This window comes from Psychrobacter sp. JCM 18900, from assembly GCF_904846625.1.
GTDB lineage: Bacteria > Pseudomonadota > Gammaproteobacteria > Pseudomonadales > Moraxellaceae > Psychrobacter.
Genome location: NZ_CAJHBL010000001.1, coordinates 399,327 through 418,945, shown reverse-complemented (window position 1 = coordinate 418,945; position 19,619 = coordinate 399,327). Strand labels below are relative to the sequence as shown.

The following is a 19,619-nucleotide window of genomic DNA, read 5'->3' as shown; positions in this document are numbered from 1 at the left end:
TGCTCAAACCATATGCAAAACGCTTACATCCTAGCAACGCATCTATTACGTACTCACTTCATAATTAACGTAAGCTAATTTTCATACGAGAAACATGATAATTCTAAAGATAATCCAGTCATTTTGGTGACATTGTGCTGCCATAGTGGATGTGAAATAGACGCTATTATTTATCTAATTTTTTTATTTATCTAACTTTTTCGAATGACCATTTTAAGGATAATATTATGAACACTGCTAATCTTAAATTATTAACCATCGCGGGTATCACTGCTACTTCTTTGATTGGATTGCCTGCTATGGCAAAAGATGTTCATGGAAACGGGCACGGTAATGGACATGGTAACAGCAAAGGCAACTCTGCCCATGTCAGTAAAAACTATAAGCATAGTGGCAACGCCCACCCAAGTATTAACGCTTATCGCAATGCCAGCCCGAATGCTTCGTTTAAGCGTGATCTTGATAGATACGGTTATAGAGTAGTCGGCAAGATTGATAGAAGGGATTATGATCGCTCTGTCGTTTTAGATCGTTATGATGACCGTTACGTTCGTATTCGCACGCCAGAGAATAACATTGTGACGGTGATTAATGACACGTTGCAGATCATCGATATTTTGAGTAGATAAGTATTTTGAGCAGATAAATATAAGGCTTGGTTTTTAGTCATTTACTATATCGACCATAAAAAAAGATGCCGCTTAGGGCATCTTTTTTTTATTTTTTAATCCTAAAAATAACCGTTAAGCCAACACGTCACCAACAACACAAGCATCCGGTAGGGTAACGACAGTTAAGCCGGTCTTTGGCTCGCCAGTTGACAATACCATGCCTTCTGATATACCAAATTTCATCTTGCGCGGGGCAAGGTTGGTCACGCAAATAACCTTTTTATTAATCAATTGCTCAGGCTCATAGAACTTACGAATACCGCTAAACACGTTACGTGGCTTGTCTTCGCCAACGTCTAGCGTGAACTGTAGTAACTTATCCGCCCCTTCGACATGGTTACACTCTAAAACGTGTGCGACTTTCATCTCAACTTTGGCAAAGTCTTCGATACCAATATAGTCCGTTTGCTCGGCATCCACATCTGTTGCAGATGTTTTGTCTTTTGCGGTAGTCTTACTACTTTCAGTCGCGGCAGGAGCGTCTGCTTGAGTTAAGGATGCTTTAGAATCTTCTACCATTGCTTCAATATCTTTTTCTTCGATACGTTGCATCAGTGGTTTGAACTTATTGATTTTATGACCTAGCAACCACTCGTTACGACTGGCAAAACTTAAATCATCAAGGTTCAAAAACTCTTTAGCATTATTAGTCAGCTCAGGTAATACTGGCGCAAGATAGACCATCAATTGACGGAAAATATTGATAGCGACCGAGCAGACGTCTTGAACTTCTTGCTCAGTACCCTCCAATTTCGCTAGTGACCATGGTTTTTTGGCATCGATATATTCGTTGGCTTTATCCGCACATTGCATGATTAGGCGCATAGCACGCGAGAATTCACGATTCTCATAAGCAGCAGCAATCTCATCGCCCGTTTTGGTGATGTCTTCTAATAGCTCTGACTCGACGCAAACTTCTGACAGCATGCCGTCGTACTTCTTCACCAAGAATCCTGCACTACGACTGGCGATATTGACGACTTTACCAACCAAGTCAGAGTTAACCTTTTGCATAAAGTCATTTAGATCGAAATTAATATCTTCAACTTTATCAGACAGTTTACTGGCGAAATAATAACGCAGGTATTCTGGATGTAAATGCTCTGCGTAAGTTTTGGCATTAATAAAGGTGCCGCGTGACTTACTCATCTTCTCGCCATTGACCATCAAGAAACCATGGGCAAAGACACCAGTTGGCGTGCGTAACTCACTACCAGCTAGCATGGCTGGCCAAAACAAGGCATGGAAGTAAACAATGTCTTTACCAATGAAGTGATAAACCTCGGTTTTGTGCTCGTTTTCTTGTGCCCAGTAGCGGTCAAAATCAAGTGCTTGCTCTGTCCCTGCACGCTTATCACATAGGTTTTTAAAGCTTGCCATGTAGCCAACTGGCGCATCTAACCACACATAAAAGTATTTGTCTGGCTCATCGCTTGGGGTATCTGGGATTTGGAAGCCAAAGTAGGGTGCATCGCGCGAGATATCCCAGCTGGCTAGTCCAGAATCAAACCATTCTTGCAGTTTATTAGCCACTGACGTTTGCAAACGGTTGTCACTGCGCGTCCAATCTTTTAAGAACTGCTCAAACTCTGGCAGATCAAAGAAATAGTGCTTGGAGGTTTTAAGTATGGGTGTTGCACCCGAAATAGTTGAGCGTGGATCTTTCAACTCTACGGCATTATAAGTTGTGCTACAAACCTCACAGTTGTCGCCATATTGATCCGGTGAACCACATTCTGGACAAGTGCCTTTAACAAAGCGATCAGCTAGAAATAATTGCTTTTCAGGATCAAACAGCTGCTCAACATCCTTTGTGCTGATATGACCAGCACTATTAAGACGACGATAAATTAGCTCAGAGAACTGTTTGTTTTCTTCTGAATGGGTGGTGTGATAGTTATCATAATTAATGAGGAATTTTGAAAAGTCTGCTTCGTGTGAGGCTTTGACTGCCGCAATTTGTTCCTCTGGCGTTACGCCATTGGCCTCTGCTTTGAGCATAATACCAGTGCCATGAGCATCGTCTGCACAGACATAAGTGACTTTATGGCTTTGTGCTTTCATCGCACGTACCCAAATGTCAGTTTGAATATGCTCTAAAAGATGCCCCAAATGGATGTCACCATTGGCGTAGGGCAGCGCACTGGTTACTAGAATCTCACGCACAAAATCACCTATATTTTTATATAAACGGGTTAGTTATCGAACATCGCAAGCGGTTCATCGCTCATCGATGCGACATCGTTAATGCTAAAAACTTCTAAAAATAATAAAAATTCAAAAAGTGTGCCTATGATACCGTAAATCAAATAAATTTGTGATATTCCTTAGTAATTACTTCTCATTTGGCAGGCATTTAGTAACCATAAACAATAGGCTTGCATCGTATTTAATAGTTATAGAATAGTTATCAATCAACCATGAAAAAACCCACCGAGCAGTATGCCAAGTGGGTTTTTTATTTATCTATTATTCGCTTAGATACCAGTGGTTAGTCATAATAAATGGCTAAGTGACTAAGCTAGCTTAGAATGAACCGAACATCGTACCTAAGATAATCACAGCGACCACAGCGACCAATGGAATGACCATCGTAACCATCGCCAAGTTCAAATAAGACTGCTTATGGGTCAGACCACAAATGGCTAGCAAGGTGATGACAGCGCCACTGTGCGGAAGTGTATCTAGACCACCTGCCGCCATAACGGCTACGCGGTGCATTAGCTCAGGGTCGATACCGGCATTGACCGCCATTCTTAGATAGTCTTCACCCAATGTCGACAGCGCAATACTCAAACCGCCAGACGATGAACCTGTGATACCAGCGAGCGTGGTCATAGCGACTGCTTCTGAGATCAGAGGGTTGTCAGGGTTTAGGTTTAGGATGCTATCACGAATGATAAGAAAGCCTGCGAGCGACGCGATAACTGCACCGTAACCCACTTCTGATGCAGTATTAAAAATCGGCAACATAGAATCATAAGTACCACGGTTAATGGTTTTTTGTAGGTTATTCCAATGTCCGATACGCAGCAAAATTAACACCACACAAGCCACGACCAACGAGATAATAATTGACCATAACCCAAGTGAGCCTGCGATATTTAAGTCTGGGAACTGAGTTTGTAGACTACTGAAATCTATCGATGGGAAAACCACATAGGTCAATAGAGCGTTTAAACCAATGACCAATACGAGTGGAATCATCGCAATGGTAAAAGAAGTATGATGAGTGTTTAACACCTCAGCTTCTTTTGCTGTTGCGCCAACGCCGCCTACATCTTCTTCGTCATGCTGACCATAACCTTCGCCTGCTGCATTGGCTTTTCTGGCGCGCGACTGGAGCCACATCCAACCACAAACAAACATGATCGTACCACCGATGATACCCAAGATAGGCGCGGCAAATACGTTGGTGTTGTAGTAAGGAATTGGAATAGCGTTTTGGATAGCTGGCGTGCCTGGTAATGCGGTCATCGTAAACGTAAATGACCCTAAGGCAATCGCTGCTGGAATCAAACGTTTTGGAATATCTGCCGCTTTAAACAAGTCCTTAGCGATTGGATAGATAGCAAAAGCCACAACGAACAACGATACGCCGCCATAGGTCAAAATAGCACAGACCAAAATCACCGCAAGAATAGCTTTGCTGGCACCGAGCTTTTCGACGACCGTATTGGCAATGGCGGTTGCTGCACCAGAGTCTGCCATTAAGCGTCCAAATAGTGCGCCTAGCAAGAATATCGGGAAGAATTTGAGTAAGAATCCACTCAACGCGCCCATAAAGACATCGGTATAAGCGGGAATGGTGCTTAAGAAGTCACCTGACAGTAAGACTGCTAATGTCGCCATAATCGGTGCTAGGATCAGCACAGAATAACCGCGATAAGCAAAGAACATGAGTAATAATAGGGTAATGACAATAGCAAGTGTACTAAACATGACGGCCCTCCTTGGCAAAAAATAAGGCAGCGAGTATGCCGTGCTTGTCGATATAGGTCAATAAAATTAATCAGAATAAGCCTATTTCGTCTGTTTTATCAAACATAAATCTAGATTTATAGACTGCTAACCATTAAAATCTCGACAATTTAACTCCTGCACAGCGTTGACTCACATGCGCTGATGGTTATTTTCTAGTCGCTACGAAAATAATATGTTAAGTTAGCACAAGTGTTTCACGCATGATATAGCGAGATAGAATGTATTGTTATGGATAATAATGTAAAATATAATGCTTGCCATTTATCAGGTAGAGTACGCAGTAGTCGCTCTCAAGTCTGATAAAGCTCTAATAATAACTCTTAAAACCAAACATCAAATTTACAAGGACTGTGAATATGTTTAGTGCCATCACTAATGCGAGCGTACAGTTAGTCAACCGCTATCTACCATCCCCATTCGTGTTTTCAATCGTATTGACCCTCATTGCATTTGCTGTAGGACTGGCAATTACTGGCCAAGATATGATTGCGATGGCAGGGCATTGGGGCAATGGACTGTGGTCACTGCATAGCTTTGCCATGCAAATGGCGTTGGTCCTAGTGACAGGCTATGCCTTTGCCAGTGCGCCATTCATTCAACGCTTATTGGACAATCTGGCTAGTCGTGTTCACTCTCCTACGACCGCCATTATCGTATCGACCTTGGTGGGATTGGTTGGTTCATGGATAAACTGGGGTTTCGGTCTGATCATCGGGGCTATCTTTGCCAAAGCATTGGCAAAAAAAGTGGCCAACGTCGACTATCCGCTATTGGTCGCGGCTGCCTACTCAGGTTTTGTAATTTGGCATGGTGGTTTTTCAGGTTCGATACCACTGACGCTCAGCTCGGGCGGTGAGACACTGCTGACGTTATCAGGCAATACCATGACGGAAGCGGTGCCTCTGTCACAGACGGTATTTGCAGGCTACAACATGCTGCTAGTAGGTTTACTTATCATTATTTTGCCTCTGCTAAATCGCTTTATGCATCCTAAAAACCCTACGGTTATTGATCCTAAGCTGATCAAAGAAGAGATCTACGTCGCGCCCCAAAGAGACACGCCTGCACAAAAGCTAGATGATAGCCGTATTATCGCTGTCATCTTATTAGCCATAGCACTGATGTACTATATCAGCGAGTTTGGCAGTAACGGTTTTAACCTAGGGCTAAACATCGTCATTGGGCTATTCCTATTCATAGGTTTGCTATCGCATGGCACGCTAGAGCGTTATTATCGTGCCGTACACTCAGGGATAGGTGGCATCACGGGTATTGTGCTATTGTTCCCGTTCTATGGCGGCATCATGGGCATTATGACGGGAGCAAACGCTGATGGCATCTCTATCAGTACGCAGGTTACGGAGTTTTTTGTCAATTCAGCTTCTGCAGACAGCTTTCCGATTTTTGCATTTTTAAGTGCTGGCTTGGTCAATGTCTTTGTACCGTCGGGCGGTGGACAGTTTGCGGTACAGGGCCCTGTTATGATTCCTGCTGGTATTGAGCTAGGTGTTAGTCCAGCTATTACTGCGATGGCGATAGCATGGGGTGATGCATGGACCAACATGATTCAGCCGTTTTGGGCCTTGCCATTATTGGGTATCGCAGGTTTGGATGCACGCGCTATCATGGGCTACTGCTTGATCGTACTGGCAGTATCGGGTGCTATTATCATGAGCGTGTTTTGGCTATTGGTATAGTCATTCCACTATAAAAATATTACTGCGTTAACCTCGCTTGAAGTATTTAATATACATCTACACTCGGTTGCCTTGTACTATTTTTAAGTTGAATCGACTATATGGTGTTATAACGCTTAAAAGAAGAATAAGCATGATGAATTTTCACTGTTAGGTTTTATTAAAAGCAACAATCAAACGGATAATTGAGATATTTAATTCAGCATTAGGGCATGTCCTAATATATGCACGGATTAAAAATATAAATAACAGTCATAGGAGACAAGCATGAGTCAATCAAAAGTATATAACAGTGCCGAAGAAGCGCTAAAAGGTGTCGTAACTGACGGGCAAACGCTCGCGATCGGTGGCTTCGGTCTATGCGGTATTCCAGAAGCATTAATCGAAGCGCTGCGTGATAGCAAAGTTAAGGAACTGACCTGTATCAGTAATAACGCTGGTGTCGATGACTTCGGTCTAGGGCTATTGCTACAGACACGCCAAATCAAAAAAATGATTTCATCTTATGTGGGCGAAAACAAAGAGTTTGAGCGCCAGTACTTGGCAGGCGAGTTAGAAGTTGAATTGACGCCGCAAGGAACTTTGGCTGAAAAATTGCGCTCAGGCGGTGCTGGTATTCCTGCGTTTTATACCGCAACGGGCGTAGGTACATTAGTCGCTGAAGGCAAAGAAACGCGTGATTTTGATGGTCGTACTTATGTGTTAGAGCACTCATTACGCGCTGATGTCGCCTTAATCAAAGCGCAAAAGGCTGACAAAGCGGGCAATCTAATCTTTAATAAAACCGCTCGTAACTTTAACCCAGACTGCGCAATGGCGGGTAAAATCACAATTGTCGAAGTCGAAGAAATCGTCGAAACAGGTACATTTGATCCAGACGAAGTGCATCTACCAGGTATCTTTGTTCAACGTATTGTATTGAATGCTAGCCCTGAAAAACGTATCGAAAAAACCACGACTAAAGCTATAGAAGGCGCGTAAATAAACACGTGGTCGACACTTAATCGTACGTGAAATCAATAGTTAATTTTAGATGGATAATAGTTTAGACAGCCAATTGATTCGATAACTGGCTGTCTAAATGAATAAAAATAGAATATCGTAAAAAAATAAGGAAATCAGCATGGCATGGACAAGAGAGCAAATGGCGCAACGCGCTGCAAAAGAGCTACAAGATGGCTACTATGTGAACCTAGGCATCGGTCTCCCAACGTTGGTCGCCAACTACATCCCTGAAGGCGTGGACGTATGGCTACAATCAGAGAATGGCTTGCTAGGTATTGGTGAGTTCCCTACAGCAGAAAACGTTGATGCTGACTTGATTAATGCGGGCAAGCAAACGGTGACTGCAGAAGCTGGTGCTAGCTATTTTAGTAGCTCAGAGTCTTTTGCGATGATTCGTGGCGGTCATGTCAATTTGGCAATATTGGGCGCAATGGAAGTCTCCGAAACAGGCGATTTGGCCAATTGGATGATTCCAAAAAAGATGGTCAAAGGCATGGGCGGCGCGATGGATTTGGTCGCAGGTGTGCAGCGTGTGATTGTATTGATGGAGCAAGTTAATAAACACGGCGATCCAAAAATCTTGGCAAACTGTGAGCTACCATTGACGGGTAAAGGCGTGGTTGATCGTATCATCACTGAGCTTGCTGTATTAGATGTTACTGATAAGGGTCTGAAACTGGTTGAGTTAGCAGACGGTGTTAGCTTTGACGAGCTACAAGAAAAAACACCAGTAAGTATTATTCAGTAAACTTTGTACAGTAAAGCGACTGTCGTAAGATTAATATGTTTTATCCCGCAAATAAATACGCCACTATGACTATAGTGGCGTATTTGTTCAGTTCAATTTTATAAAAACTAATAATATTTTAGACCATGATAAGGAATATGTATGGCGACCCAATTAGAACAAGATTTGACAGGCAAAGTAGCATTAGTCACTGGCTCTGCAAGTGGTATCGGACGTGACATCGCTGAAACTTATGCAAAAGCAGGCGCAGCGGTTGGTATTGCCGATATTAATCTCGAAGCAGCACAAAAAACCGTTGATGCTATTGAATCTGCTGGTGGACGTGCTCTGGCGATTGCCATGGATGTTACCTCAGAAGAGGCAGTAAACGATGGTGTACAGCAGCTGGTTGATACTTTTGGCAGTATTGATATTTTGGTTTCTAATGCCGGCATTCAGATTATTGACCCTATTGATAAAATGGCGTTTAGTGATTGGAAGAAAATGCTTAATATCCACTTAGATGGCGCTTTTTTGACCACGAAAGCAGCGATTAAGCACATGTATAAAGGTGATAAGGGCGGCACAGTTATTTATATGGGCTCTGCGCACTCGCATGAGGCATCATTATATAAAGCCCCTTATGTAACCGCGAAGCACGGACTACTAGGGCTGTGCCGTGTGTTGGCCAAAGAAGGTGCAGCGCATAAGGTACGCTCGCATGTGATTTGCCCAGGGTTTGTCAAAACGCCATTGGTAGAAAAACAAATCCCAGAGCAAGCAGCTGAAAAAGGCATCAGTGAAGAGTCGGTTATTAACGATATCATGTTGGTCAATACCGTAGATAAAGAATTTACGACAGTAGAAGATATTGCCCAATTGGCGCTATTTTTAGCGGCCTTCCCAACCAATGTATTCACTGGACAATCTATCGTGGCCAGTCATGGTTGGTTTATGAATTAATATATGTACAAATTGCATATACCACAACGTCAGACCTACTGGCGTTGTGGTTTTTTTATGCCTCCAATTCAGCTACACTGTCACGATAGAAGGTTTGGCTAATATACTCATTAACGCTATCAGCTGTAAGATACACAATGAGACAACTTGAGCGATTTGCCAGATCTACCCACTTGTATAGGCCATAATAGTAGCTATGTTTAACTTTATGAAGAAAAAAACCACAAAAACCGAAACGCCTCAGCAGCAGGCAGAGCGTGATAGTGCCGTCGACAAAGTCCTACTTGGATATGAGATAGGTGCTGTCAGTATTGCCACAATGGTCACAGGACTTGAGCGTGATGGTGAAGCACTTACTTTAGACCTGCGTTTGCCAAAAGATAGTAACCCTGAAGTTATCCAGCAGGAGCTTGGGCAGTTGCTACATCCACATGGCATCACTACGATTCATATGAATGTGCGTCTGCCTGCGCCAGAAAAGGGTTCAGGTTCAAGCTTACCAAAGCAGATGCCAAAGACAACCAATGCGATGGAATCCCAGCCTTCATCTGGCGCTAATAACAATACTAGTAGCACTAACGCTGAGCCACCGATTACAAAAGCTGCACCTACACAAGCATCGTTGGCCGCGCATCCTCGTATCCGTCATATTATTGTCGTGGCATCAGGTAAGGGTGGTGTTGGTAAATCAACCACCACGGTCAACATCGCACTAGCACTACAGAAGCTTGGCAATCGTGTTGGTGTGCTAGATGCAGATATCTATGGTCCTAGTATGCCAACGATGTTGGGCGTTGCTGATGTGAAGCCGCAACTAGAAAACGAGCAGTTCGTGCCAGTTGATGCGCATGGTATGGCAATGCTCTCTATCGGTAGTTTGCTCGATGGAGATAATACGCCGGTTGCATGGCGTGGACCAAAAGCCACGGGTGCATTGATGCAGCTATACAATCAAACCAACTGGCCCCAGCTAGACTACCTAGTGATTGATATGCCACCCGGTACGGGTGATATACAGCTGACATTGGCGCAGCGTATTCCAGTCACAGGTGCTGTCATTGTCACGACACCGCAGCATGTTGCACTGCTTGATGCACAAAAAGGCGTTGAGATGTTTAACAAAACCAACATTCCTGTGCTTGGGGTGGTTGAAAATATGGCGCTACACACTTGTAGCAACTGTAACCACACTGAAGCGATCTTCGGTACGGGTGGCGGTGAGTTTATCGCTGAGCAGTATCAGGTACCGCTATTGGGTCAGCTACCGCTTGCCAGTGGCATTCGTGCACAAGTGGATAAAGGTGAGCCAAGCGTATTGGCTGATGATGAGTTTGCACAGTATTATCTAGATATTGCCAAAAACATCGAAACCAATATCAATAAATTTGCAAAGCCTGTCGATGATAAGCGGATTTTTTGATGTTGGAGAAGTAGCCTAAGCTGGCAACTTTTAAAGTGAATGTATTGTCTAAAAAGAGGATATCTTGAACTTATCTATTTATCAAAGCCATTTAGACAATACTCCTAAGCAGTATAGAGTCGTACGATTATTTCGTCCGCCGATATACATCATTGAACTCTCAAACAATCAGTTGATTGCCGTTTGCTACTATAAAGATGGCAGTAGCAAACGCTATCAGATTAATGCTGACTTTAGCAATCGCCGAATGGTAATTGCCGATTTTAACAAATTCGCAAAGGCTCTCGCTGAGCTGTTAAAAAAGTTTCCAAGACACTTTTTATGGATGAGTGCGCTTGCATCAATCAATGTTACAGAAACACTAGCAGATGGATTAACCAATATTGAAGTTAAGGTGATAACTGAAGCGTTTTTTGTGGGTTCTGTACAGGCAAAAAGAAGAATTTTACATAGCACCGTGAGCTATCAAGGACAGATAGTACCTTTAGAAAAATTTGGCTAGGATGCCGATATCATGAATAAAAGCCACGACAAACCGTATACTGCTGCCAACTTAAAACTGGCAAATCTTGAATATCTTATCCAAAATGGTCAGCCTACCTTTGGTATTTTCTCCCAAGTCAAAAGTATCAATTACTTAGACTATCATAGTCATCTCATTTCACAAAAATCCCTACCTAACTGGCGTAAAGAATTAAAAGCCAACCAATTCTGCTTCATTCAGATACTCCAGCCCCCGTATCGAGTGTGCCTCGCGCTCGCAACAATTAAGCTTGCGACTAGTGCTTTCGTTTACATTTATAATGAGGATACTCAGCAGCTGGAAGTCTGTGAGGCGCTACAGCCTTTGACGCATCATACGCACTTAGACGGTGATGGTTATCAAGGGCAGATGGCATTTACACATACAAAGCTTAGCGTCACCTTAGATTTTAGTCCTGCTCAGATGACTATTGCGCTCGACAGTCAGTATGTTGCAATCACGGCAGCGTTAGCACGAAGCGTACAACCGTTAGCCATATGTACGCCGACTGGTAGGCGTGGCTGGACGTTTACGCAAAAAGAACCGTTGACCGCACTATCTGGGTATTTACTCATTAAATCCAACTCAGCAGTTAATACTCCTGACGCTCGACCTCAAAAAATAACCTTCACCGATGCTACTATTGCCAATCTAGATTGGACGCTCGGCTATATGCGTCATGAGACCAATTGGTTTTGGAGCTGTATCACTAGCTATTTGTCAGATGGTCGACACTTTTTGCTCAATCTGTCTATGGGTGTCAATGAGACAGGAGCCAGTGAAAATGCTTGCTGGCTTGATGGACAGATATTCTATTTACCACCCGTTATGTTTGCTCGTGAGGGTTCAAATATTCGATCAAGTCAGCCAGACAGTCTTAAGCCAAGTGTTGAAAGTGTAGAAAGTGTAGAAAGTGTAGAAAGTGATGCTAGCGCCACAAAGCCGTGGCGTATTTATCATCAAAATCTTGGGTGGAGCAATGTCGATATTGATTTAAGCTTTACACCGATTACCGTCTATAAAAAGACTGATAATTTTGGGGTGATAGCCAGTATCTTTGAGCAATGGATAGGTTTTTATAGTGGTGAAATTCGAATAAGAGATGAAGTTATTAGTCTTGATAATGTCATGGGGCTCGCAGAAGATCATTTTGCCAAGTGGTAGCTTCTAAAATATAAGATGGGGATAAATGAGGTTATTGGCTGTATTCAGTTTTAAGTAGCCGCCCCTCTATAAATCTAGCCGTCAATTCCGTATAATCGTCGCTATTAAATATTTGCTAAGGAACAACAATGTCTATCAAGTCTGACCGCTGGATTCGTAAAATGGCTGAAGAGCACGGCATGATTGAACCGTACGAGCCAGGTCAAGTACGCTTTAATGATGCAGGCGAGCGTTTAGTTAGCTACGGCACCTCAAGCTACGGTTATGATGTGCGCTGTGCTCCTGAATTTAAAGTTTTTACCAACGTACATTCAGTGGTCGTTGATCCTAAAAACTTCGATGATAAAAGCTTTATCGATATCGTTGGTGACGAGTGTATCATTCCACCTAATTCGTTTGCTTTAGCTCGTACTATGGAGTATTTCCGTATTCCGCGTGATGTATTGACTATTTGCCTAGGTAAGTCGACTTACGCGCGCTGTGGTATCATCGTCAACGTGACGCCACTTGAGCCAGAGTGGGAAGGGCACGTCACTTTAGAGTTTAGTAATACCACCAATCTACCAGCCCGTATCTATGCTGGTGAAGGCGTCGCGCAAATGTTGTTTTTCCAAAGCGATGCTGATGATGTCTGCGAGACCAGTTATAAAGATCGCGGTGGTAAATACCAAGGTCAGCGCGGTGTGACACTGCCAAGAACCTAATCAGTAAGCGTCCGTTTAAAAGTTTATCAGTTATAGAAAGTTAATAAGCCTTTAAATAGTTAATGAAAAAGCTAGTCATATTAAATATGGCTAGCTTTTTTATTGTGTTAAATAGAGCTGGTCTACGGTTCTATTTACTTCCAGAATTTTTATTTTAAGACCTTTAAACCCGCTTTATTATCGCGCTTTGGTTTAGGCGCTTTAGTAGGACTGTTGTTAGACATTGGTGCTGAATCGTCTTCTGGCTGATAGTTGTCATACTCTTTTGGATCAAAGAACATCCCTTGCGAGTTTTCTTTAGCATAAATACCCATCACCGCAGTAAGCGGTACCCAGATTTCTTGTGAGACGCCGCCGAAGCGCGCACTAAAATGAATATAGTCATTTTCCATATTCATATTGCCCGTAGCACGGCTGGCGATATTTAATACGATACGACCGTCTTGCACATGCTCGGTTGGTATTTGCACATTGTCAGCGGTAGCATCGACCATCAAGTATGGCGTCAGAGCGTTGTCTTCTATCCATTGATATAGTGCGCGTACCATATAAGGACGGGTAGGTGTAATAGAGGTGGTTTCGCTCATCTAATGATTTCCTATACTAATAATTTTTAATAATGAAAAATATCTCGTTCAGCAATTTATCAAATGACAAATGCTAATTAACGTTTATCTTATTTATACTTTATTTTAGGACAGCTTTTGATACTTGTCTAATCAACGCACGCTTTTTTGGAAGCTACTGCGCTCAAACACTCTCGTTTGGTACTCAAACAATGGACGGCTGATTGCACGTGGCAGCTCAATCCCCATCTCATCTAATCGCCATAATAGTGGCGCTAATAACACGTCACACCAGCCAAACTCATCAGCCATAAAGTAAGGCTTATGAGCGAACAGCGGTGACAGAGTAATTAATGAATCACTGAGCTGTTTTTTGGCAATGGCAGCTTGTGCTTTATTAAAGCTGTCTGGATGCGTCAACAAGCGCTTACCAAGTACTAACCAATCACGCTGAATGCGCCAAGCCAGTTGGCGAAACTGTGCACGCTCTTGCGGTGTCTCAGGGAGCAGTTTGTTCGTATGATAGCGTTCCTCAAGATATTCAAAAATGACGTTAATCTCATAAAGCGCAATCTCACGCTGCTGCAAAACAGGCAAGGTATGATAGGGGTTTAGCTCAGTCAAATCTTCAGGGCGCTCAGAATGTAAGCGAGACAAATAGTAAGCGAGCTTTTTTTCTTCAAGTAATAGGCGTACCACATGACTGTCGTAGCCGTCATCAGCATACAAAATTAGCTGACTACTTGGAATGTCATTCGCATCAATCATGAAAGCCTAATGTTAATAGTGAAGGTTGTCATCGTAAACAAACTCGCAACGTTTATCAAGGTAGTGTACGTAAACATTAGCGCTGAGTGGGTTATTTTACGGCATATCTAGTATTTATGCTCTATATCAAGGCACAAAAAAGCACTACCTGAGTAGTGCCTTTTTTAATTCTAAAAACTGTCTGCTGACTATGACTTATTTAACATCTTTCCAGAATTCTTTATTCAATAAGTAAACTGGGATGAGCAGTACTAATAAGAATAGAATTACAAAGAAACCAATTACTTGACGGTCATGACGAGCAGGTTCACCCATCCACGCCATAAAGTTAACCAAGTCACCAACTTCAGATTCAAACTCTTCTTGGCTCAACTCTTCTTGCATATTATGCAATACGTGAGGCATCGCTGCATTGGCCAGTACTAAGTTGTTTGCACCCCAAGGACGGCTTGGATCTTCATAGAACGATAGTAGGTAAGTATATACCCAATCATCGCCACGTAGACGTGTCTCAAGTGATAGATCAGGCGGCGCTGCGCCAAACCAAGATGCTTGAATCTCAGGATCTATCTCAGCAGTAATGTGGTCACCGATTTGATCGGTAGTAACCATCAAATACTTTTCAACCAACTCAGGCGGTATCTCTAAATCTTTCGCAATGCGTGAGTGACGAACATACTTAGCTGAGTGACATCCAGCACAGTAGTTCATAAAGATTTTTGCACCGTTTTGTAGCGAGCCCTTATTGGTAAAATCAATAGGGGCAGTACTACAAGCCAAATGCTCGTCAACACCTTCAGCGTTGGTAAACGTACCACATCCACCACCACCAGCTGCCATTGTCGTACCAGCAGTCAACGTCAATGCCGCGCCTAAGCCTAGACCAGCTAGGGATTTAATTAGCGTGCTCATTAGTGACCTCCGGTAACGCGTTCTGGTGGCTGTTTACACTTCTCAATGGCAGTGTAGAACGGCATCAGTAAGAAGAACAAGAAATATAGAATCGTGAATACACGAGCCATGATAGTTGCCGTTGGGGTAGCAGGTGTCGCACCCAAGTAGCCCAATACAACAAAGCTAATAGCAAATACAGTAAGCGCGATTTTAGACAAGATACCTTTGTAACGCATAGAGCGTACAGGCGATCTATCAAGCCATGGAATCAAGAACAATACAGCAATTGCAGCACCCATTGCGATAACACCACCAAGCTTATCAGGAACAGCACGCAAGATAGCGTAGAAAGGCGTGTAGTACCATACTGGTGCAATATGCGCTGGTGTTTTCAGTGAGTTCGCTGTCTCAAAGTTTGGTGGCTCAAGGAAGAAACCGCCACCTTCTGGGAAGAAGAATACCACTGCAAAGAAACAGATAAAGAATACTACGATACCAACCATGTCATGCACGGTGTAGTACGGATGGAATTCGATACCGTCTAATGGCACACCATTTTTGTCTTTTAGCTTTTTGATGTCGATACCATCAGGGTTGTTCGAACCCACATGGTGCAACGCCACAATATGCATAAATACTAGGCCCACGAGTACTAATGGAATAGCAACAACGTGTAGAGCAAAGAAACGGTTTAGGGTAATACCAGAGATGATATAGTCACCACGTACCCATTCAGCAAGGCCATCACCAATAACAGGTAACGCTGCAGGTAAGTTCAAGATAACCTGAGCACCCCAGAATGACATGTTGCCCCACGGTAGTAGATATCCAAAGAAACCTTCTGCCATAAGTGCTAGGTAGATACCCATACCGATGAGCCAGATAAGCTCACGAGGTTTTTGGTATGAACCGTATAGCAAGGCTCTAAACATATGCAGGTATACAACGACAAAAAACGCAGATGCGCCGGTTGAGTGCATATAGCGAATGAGCCAACCACCTTTTACGTCACGCATGATGTATTCAACAGACGCAAATGCCCCTTCGGCACTCGGGTTGTACATCATCGTAAGCCATATACCAGTCACCAATTGGTTGACCAATACAATCATTGATAGCACGCCAAAGAAGTACCAGAAGTTAAAGTTCTTTGGTGCGTAGTACTTTGACATATGGTATTCATAGGTTTCGGTCGCTGGAAAACGCGCGTCCACCCAATGCATTAACTTTTTACCCATACTCATATTAAGCCTCCCCAACCGTCAAGATGGTACCATCCATACCATATTCTGGAACGGGTAAATTAAGTGGTGCAGGGACGCCGCTATATACGCGACCTGCTAAGTCATATTTTGACCCGTGACACGGACAGAAAAATCCGCCGTACCAATCATTACCACCTAAATCCACCGCGCCCACATCAGGACGGTAGTTTGGTGCACAGCCCAAATGTGTGCAAACGCCTTCGACAACCAATACGGTTGGATCTAAAGAGCGAGTAGGATTTTTGCAATATTCAGGTTGTAGAGACGCATCAGATTCAGGATCAGATAATAGAGGTTTAACTGACTCTAGTCCTGCAACCATGTCTTCGGTGCGCTTAACCACATAAATAGGTTTACCACGGTATTTGACGACGATCATTTGTCCATCTTCGATAGAACCAATATCTTGGGTCACTGCAGCCCCTGCAGCCTCAGCTTTAGCGCTTGGGTACCAAGAACGGACAAAAGGTGTCGCCACGGCAGCTACCCCAGCTGCACCAATCGCGGCAGTTGAGGCAATAAGAACTCTACGGCGTTGTACATTAACGCCTTCGGCTTGGCTCATTAATACTTCCTCCAGGTGAATGAAATGGGATTATCCCACACTGGGTTTGTGGCTTAGAAAATATACAATATCAAGCCACTTTAGCTGTGCCTAATTTTGCTAATTGTTGCTATTCTAAGCTATTTCGGTGATAAAATAAATTATTGCGTTAAAAATAAAGCAACCTCAATAGGACATATTAGAAGGTTGAATATGACAATCAAACTAAAACAGTTGGATTATCAACGTTTAACGCTAACTTTGCTTTAACAAGGATTATGATGTGATGACCTTATAAATAATAAGGATTTTCAGCAATAGCGAATGATACTTGAAATTAAGGTAATGTTCACTAACTTTCACCATCTAACTACTTTGTAAGTTGCTGTAAAACAAATATCACCACTCTATATAATAAAGTGATGATGTCTTCATAATGATTAATAATGTTTTGTCAAACTATCAGGAACTTATTTATCGAAATACGCAATGCAAAGTACATATGCGATATTCCAATAAACTCAGCTAGAGAGTTGCCAATACTAGCCTTCAAGCTCACTCCAACGTTCAAGCTTATGCATCATCTCATCTTCGATGGTTAAGAGACGCTCACTAGCAGCTGTCGCCGCATCAAAGTCAGTATTGAACCAAGAGCCATCGGCCAGCTTTTCTTGCAATTGAACTTGTTCGGCTTCGAGCGCAGCGATTTCTTTTGGCAAGTTATCCAGTTCGCGTTGATCATTATAATTTAGCTTTTTGGCTGGCTTATTTGGTTTCGCTGCTGCGCCAGACTTGTTTGTCGCTTTATTACTAGCTGCATTGTTGGCAGGTGCTTTGGCAGCACGGGATGCTTCTTCGCGGTTCTTTTGTACGAGGTACTCTTGATAACCACCTACATACTCACTGACCACTCCTTTGCCATCTTCATCTTCGCCAAACACCCACGTAGAGGTAACGACGTTGTCCATGAATGAACGATCATGACTGATTAGCAAAATCGTACCACTAAAGCTGGCGACTGACTCTTCTAATAGCTCAAGTGTTGCCATATCCAAATCGTTGGTTGGCTCATCAAGTACCAAAATATTGGCAGGTTTTAATAGTTGTTTGGCAAGTAGTACTCGGTTACGCTCACCACCAGACAAGGCTTTGACAGGTGTACGTGCACGCTCTGGTGCAAATAAGAAATCTTGCAAGTAGCTCATGATGTGCGTCTTGCGACCGCCAACTTCGACAAAGTCAGAACCTTCCGAAACGTTTTGCGCAACGCTCGCCTCAAGATCTAACTGATCACGCAGCTGATCAAAAAAGGCGATTTTTAAATTAGTTCCTAATTCGACACTACCCGACTTAGTGACTTCGTCATCAGACATGTCGAGTAGGGCTTTAATAAGCGTAGTTTTACCAGCACCGTTAGGGCCGACAATACCAATCTTATCGCCACGCATAATAGTGGTCGTAAAATCATCTACCAAGACGTTGCCGTCATATTCAAGATGTAAGTTTTTAACTTTACAGACAAGCTTGCCGCTTTTCTCGCCTTGACCCATTGTAATGTTTACATTGCCCACTTGCTCACGGCGATCGCTACGCTCTTCACGTAAGGCCTTTAGTTCACGTACACGGCCTTCGTTACGGGTACGACGGGCTTTGATACCTTGGCGAATCCAAACTTCTTCTTGTGCCAGTTTTTTATCAAAGTTGGCATTGTTCTTTTCTTCAGCCTGCAACTGTAGCTCTTTTAGCTCTTGGTAGCGTGCGTAGCCACCTTCACCTTGTGTTACGTCATAGCTGGTCAATTGGCCACGGTCAAGCTCAATAATGCGAGTCGATAGCTTATTTACGAATGCTCTATCATGAGTCACGAACAACAACGTCAGGCCTTGCCAATCCAGCAAAAAGCGCTCTAACCATTCGATACTTTCAACATCCAAATGGTTGGTTGGCTCATCTAGTAGTAGTACATCAGGCTTGGTAACTAGCGCACGAGCAAGTAACACGCGGCGTTTACGACCACCAGATAGTGATGATAAGTCATCTTCTGGATTAAGGCCCATGGTCGTAATCAGACGCATGGCATCGCGTTCTAAGTCCCAGCCATGTACCGCATCGATATCATGCTGTAGGGTCGCCATATGCTCACAGGCATCCATATCGCCATTCGCGCACATATCGACTTGCTTATTATAGTTAATGAGCAAATCAGCCGTGCGACGACTGCCGCCCATAACGATGTCTAATATGCGACCGCTAGTCTCAGGAACGTCTTGCTCTAGCATTGCTACACGCATGCTACTGTTGGTAATAATCTCACCACTGTCAGGCTGCAATGAGCCATTGATCAGTTTAAACAAAGTAGATTTACCTTCGCCGTTGCGCCCAATCAAGCACACACGCTCGCCTGTATTGATAGAAAAATCAATACCATCAAGAACAGGCGCGACGCCAAAGGCTAAGTGAATGTCTTTTAAATGAATCAGTGCCATAGAGTATCTTAAGCTTATATAATAGTGAGGTAGGGGTTGTTGCAAAATTGCCTGCAGTATAACATGCAACCGCGTCACTGTAGTGCGAGTAAATAGTTTTATCAGTACTATTTATTGCTTTTGCTAACTGCTCCTATTCCATGACTATGTTTGTAGATTTATCACTAATCTACAGTACCCCTTAAACCCCTTAAACCCCTTAATAATCCATTCTTTCACTTTAATACTTACTATAATC

At 43.2% G+C, this 19,619-nt stretch carries 17 protein-coding genes; 9 read left to right on the top strand and 8 right to left on the bottom strand.

The features are described from left to right. Positions 1–227 precede the first annotated feature (227 nt). Positions 228–629: a hypothetical protein gene (locus JMX96_RS01660; RefSeq protein WP_201566899.1), complete on the top strand. Its 402-nt coding sequence runs from the start codon at positions 228–230 to the stop codon at positions 627–629. 114 nt (positions 630–743) lie between these two features. Here the strand turns inward: JMX96_RS01660 and metG are convergent, their stop codons facing one another. Next, positions 744–2,837 (bottom strand): methionine--tRNA ligase, encoded by a 2,094-nt coding sequence (metG, locus tag JMX96_RS01655; protein WP_201566898.1) that lies wholly within the window; start codon positions 2,835–2,837, stop codon positions 744–746. 360 nt (positions 2,838–3,197) lie between these two features. Continuing rightward, entirely contained in the window at positions 3,198–4,613 is a 1,416-nt protein-coding gene (locus JMX96_RS01650; protein WP_201566897.1) for a GntP family permease, read from the bottom strand. Between the two features lie 398 nt (positions 4,614–5,011). Between JMX96_RS01650 and JMX96_RS01645 the strand changes: the two genes are divergently transcribed. The 8 genes from JMX96_RS01645 to dcd all read left to right on the top strand — a co-directional run bounded on the left by JMX96_RS01645 (position 5,012) and on the right by dcd (position 12,858). Next, positions 5,012–6,352 (top strand): short-chain fatty acid transporter, encoded by a 1,341-nt coding sequence (locus JMX96_RS01645; protein WP_201566895.1) that lies wholly within the window; start codon positions 5,012–5,014, stop codon positions 6,350–6,352. Between the two features lie 267 nt (positions 6,353–6,619). Then, positions 6,620–7,333, top strand: a complete 714-nt coding sequence (locus JMX96_RS01640; RefSeq protein WP_201566893.1) for a CoA transferase subunit A — start codon at positions 6,620–6,622, stop codon at positions 7,331–7,333. Between the two features lie 142 nt (positions 7,334–7,475). Next, positions 7,476–8,105, top strand: a complete 630-nt coding sequence (locus JMX96_RS01635; protein ID WP_201566892.1) for a CoA transferase subunit B — start codon at positions 7,476–7,478, stop codon at positions 8,103–8,105. Between the two features lie 141 nt (positions 8,106–8,246). Next, on the top strand, positions 8,247–9,047 hold the full coding sequence (locus JMX96_RS01630; RefSeq protein ID WP_057759291.1) for a 3-hydroxybutyrate dehydrogenase: 801 nt from the start codon (positions 8,247–8,249) through the stop codon (positions 9,045–9,047). 196 nt (positions 9,048–9,243) lie between these two features. Beyond that, on the top strand, positions 9,244–10,467 hold the full coding sequence (gene apbC / locus JMX96_RS01625; protein ID WP_201566890.1) for an iron-sulfur cluster carrier protein ApbC: 1,224 nt from the start codon (positions 9,244–9,246) through the stop codon (positions 10,465–10,467). Between the two features lie 64 nt (positions 10,468–10,531). Further along, complete coding sequence (locus JMX96_RS01620) at positions 10,532–10,969, top strand: hypothetical protein (RefSeq protein ID WP_201566888.1); 438 nt, start codon at positions 10,532–10,534, stop codon at positions 10,967–10,969. Between the two features lie 12 nt (positions 10,970–10,981). After that, positions 10,982–12,154 carry a DUF2804 domain-containing protein gene (locus JMX96_RS01615; protein WP_201566886.1) on the top strand — a complete coding sequence of 391 codons (1,173 nt, stop codon included), beginning with the start codon at positions 10,982–10,984 and terminating at the stop codon, positions 12,152–12,154. A gap of 128 nt (positions 12,155–12,282) precedes the next feature. Then, positions 12,283–12,858, top strand: coding sequence for a dCTP deaminase (gene dcd, locus JMX96_RS01610; RefSeq protein WP_058024138.1), 576 nt, complete (start codon positions 12,283–12,285; stop codon positions 12,856–12,858). A gap of 149 nt (positions 12,859–13,007) precedes the next feature. Here dcd and JMX96_RS01605 read toward each other — a convergent pair whose 3' ends face one another. From JMX96_RS01605 to JMX96_RS01580, 6 genes are all read right to left on the bottom strand, one after another. Then, positions 13,008–13,445 carry a ClpXP protease specificity-enhancing factor gene (locus tag JMX96_RS01605; protein WP_201566884.1) on the bottom strand — a complete coding sequence of 146 codons (438 nt, stop codon included), beginning with the start codon at positions 13,443–13,445 and terminating at the stop codon, positions 13,008–13,010. 132 nt (positions 13,446–13,577) lie between these two features. Further along, on the bottom strand, positions 13,578–14,192 hold the full coding sequence (locus JMX96_RS01600) for a glutathione S-transferase N-terminal domain-containing protein (RefSeq protein WP_057759299.1): 615 nt from the start codon (positions 14,190–14,192) through the stop codon (positions 13,578–13,580). Positions 14,193–14,387: 195 nt separating this feature from the next. Beyond that, positions 14,388–15,104: a cytochrome c1 gene (locus JMX96_RS01595; protein ID WP_201566882.1), complete on the bottom strand. Its 717-nt coding sequence runs from the start codon at positions 15,102–15,104 to the stop codon at positions 14,388–14,390. After that, positions 15,104–16,324 carry a cytochrome b gene (locus tag JMX96_RS01590; RefSeq protein WP_371531454.1) on the bottom strand — a complete coding sequence of 407 codons (1,221 nt, stop codon included), beginning with the start codon at positions 16,322–16,324 and terminating at the stop codon, positions 15,104–15,106. The genes JMX96_RS01595 and JMX96_RS01590 overlap by 1 nt, the downstream gene beginning before the upstream one ends. Before the next feature lie 7 nt (positions 16,325–16,331). Beyond that, on the bottom strand, positions 16,332–16,916 hold the full coding sequence (gene petA / locus JMX96_RS01585; RefSeq protein ID WP_057759305.1) for a ubiquinol-cytochrome c reductase iron-sulfur subunit: 585 nt from the start codon (positions 16,914–16,916) through the stop codon (positions 16,332–16,334). 521 nt (positions 16,917–17,437) lie between these two features. Next, a complete protein-coding gene (locus JMX96_RS01580) occupies positions 17,438–19,381 on the bottom strand; it encodes an ATP-binding cassette domain-containing protein (RefSeq protein WP_201566880.1) in 1,944 nt (647 codons plus the stop codon). Positions 19,382–19,619: the final 238 nt, after the last annotated feature.

Bases quoted from the DNA above. Each gene is read 5' to 3' on its own strand.
- JMX96_RS01615 (WP_201566886.1), top strand. From the start codon at position 10,982: ATGAATAAAAGCCACGACAAACCGTATACTGCTGCCAACTTAAAACTG.
- JMX96_RS01580 (WP_201566880.1), bottom strand. From the start codon at position 19,381: ATGGCACTGATTCATTTAAAAGACATTCACTTAGCCTTTGGCGTCGCG.
- JMX96_RS01640 (WP_201566893.1), top strand. From the start codon at position 6,620: ATGAGTCAATCAAAAGTATATAACAGTGCCGAAGAAGCGCTAAAAGGT.
- JMX96_RS01635 (WP_201566892.1), top strand. From the start codon at position 7,476: ATGGCATGGACAAGAGAGCAAATGGCGCAACGCGCTGCAAAAGAGCTA.
- JMX96_RS01650 (WP_201566897.1), bottom strand. From the start codon at position 4,613: ATGTTTAGTACACTTGCTATTGTCATTACCCTATTATTACTCATGTTC.
- JMX96_RS01605 (WP_201566884.1), bottom strand. From the start codon at position 13,445: ATGAGCGAAACCACCTCTATTACACCTACCCGTCCTTATATGGTACGC.
- petA (WP_057759305.1), bottom strand. From the start codon at position 16,916: ATGAGCCAAGCCGAAGGCGTTAATGTACAACGCCGTAGAGTTCTTATT.
- JMX96_RS01645 (WP_201566895.1), top strand. From the start codon at position 5,012: ATGTTTAGTGCCATCACTAATGCGAGCGTACAGTTAGTCAACCGCTAT.
- JMX96_RS01600 (WP_057759299.1), bottom strand. From the start codon at position 14,192: ATGATTGATGCGAATGACATTCCAAGTAGTCAGCTAATTTTGTATGCT.
- JMX96_RS01660 (WP_201566899.1), top strand. From the start codon at position 228: ATGAACACTGCTAATCTTAAATTATTAACCATCGCGGGTATCACTGCT.
- JMX96_RS01595 (WP_201566882.1), bottom strand. From the start codon at position 15,104: ATGAGCACGCTAATTAAATCCCTAGCTGGTCTAGGCTTAGGCGCGGCA.
- apbC (WP_201566890.1), top strand. From the start codon at position 9,244: ATGTTTAACTTTATGAAGAAAAAAACCACAAAAACCGAAACGCCTCAG.
- JMX96_RS01590 (WP_371531454.1), bottom strand. From the start codon at position 16,324: ATGGGTAAAAAGTTAATGCATTGGGTGGACGCGCGTTTTCCAGCGACC.
- dcd (WP_058024138.1), top strand. From the start codon at position 12,283: ATGTCTATCAAGTCTGACCGCTGGATTCGTAAAATGGCTGAAGAGCAC.
- JMX96_RS01630 (WP_057759291.1), top strand. From the start codon at position 8,247: ATGGCGACCCAATTAGAACAAGATTTGACAGGCAAAGTAGCATTAGTC.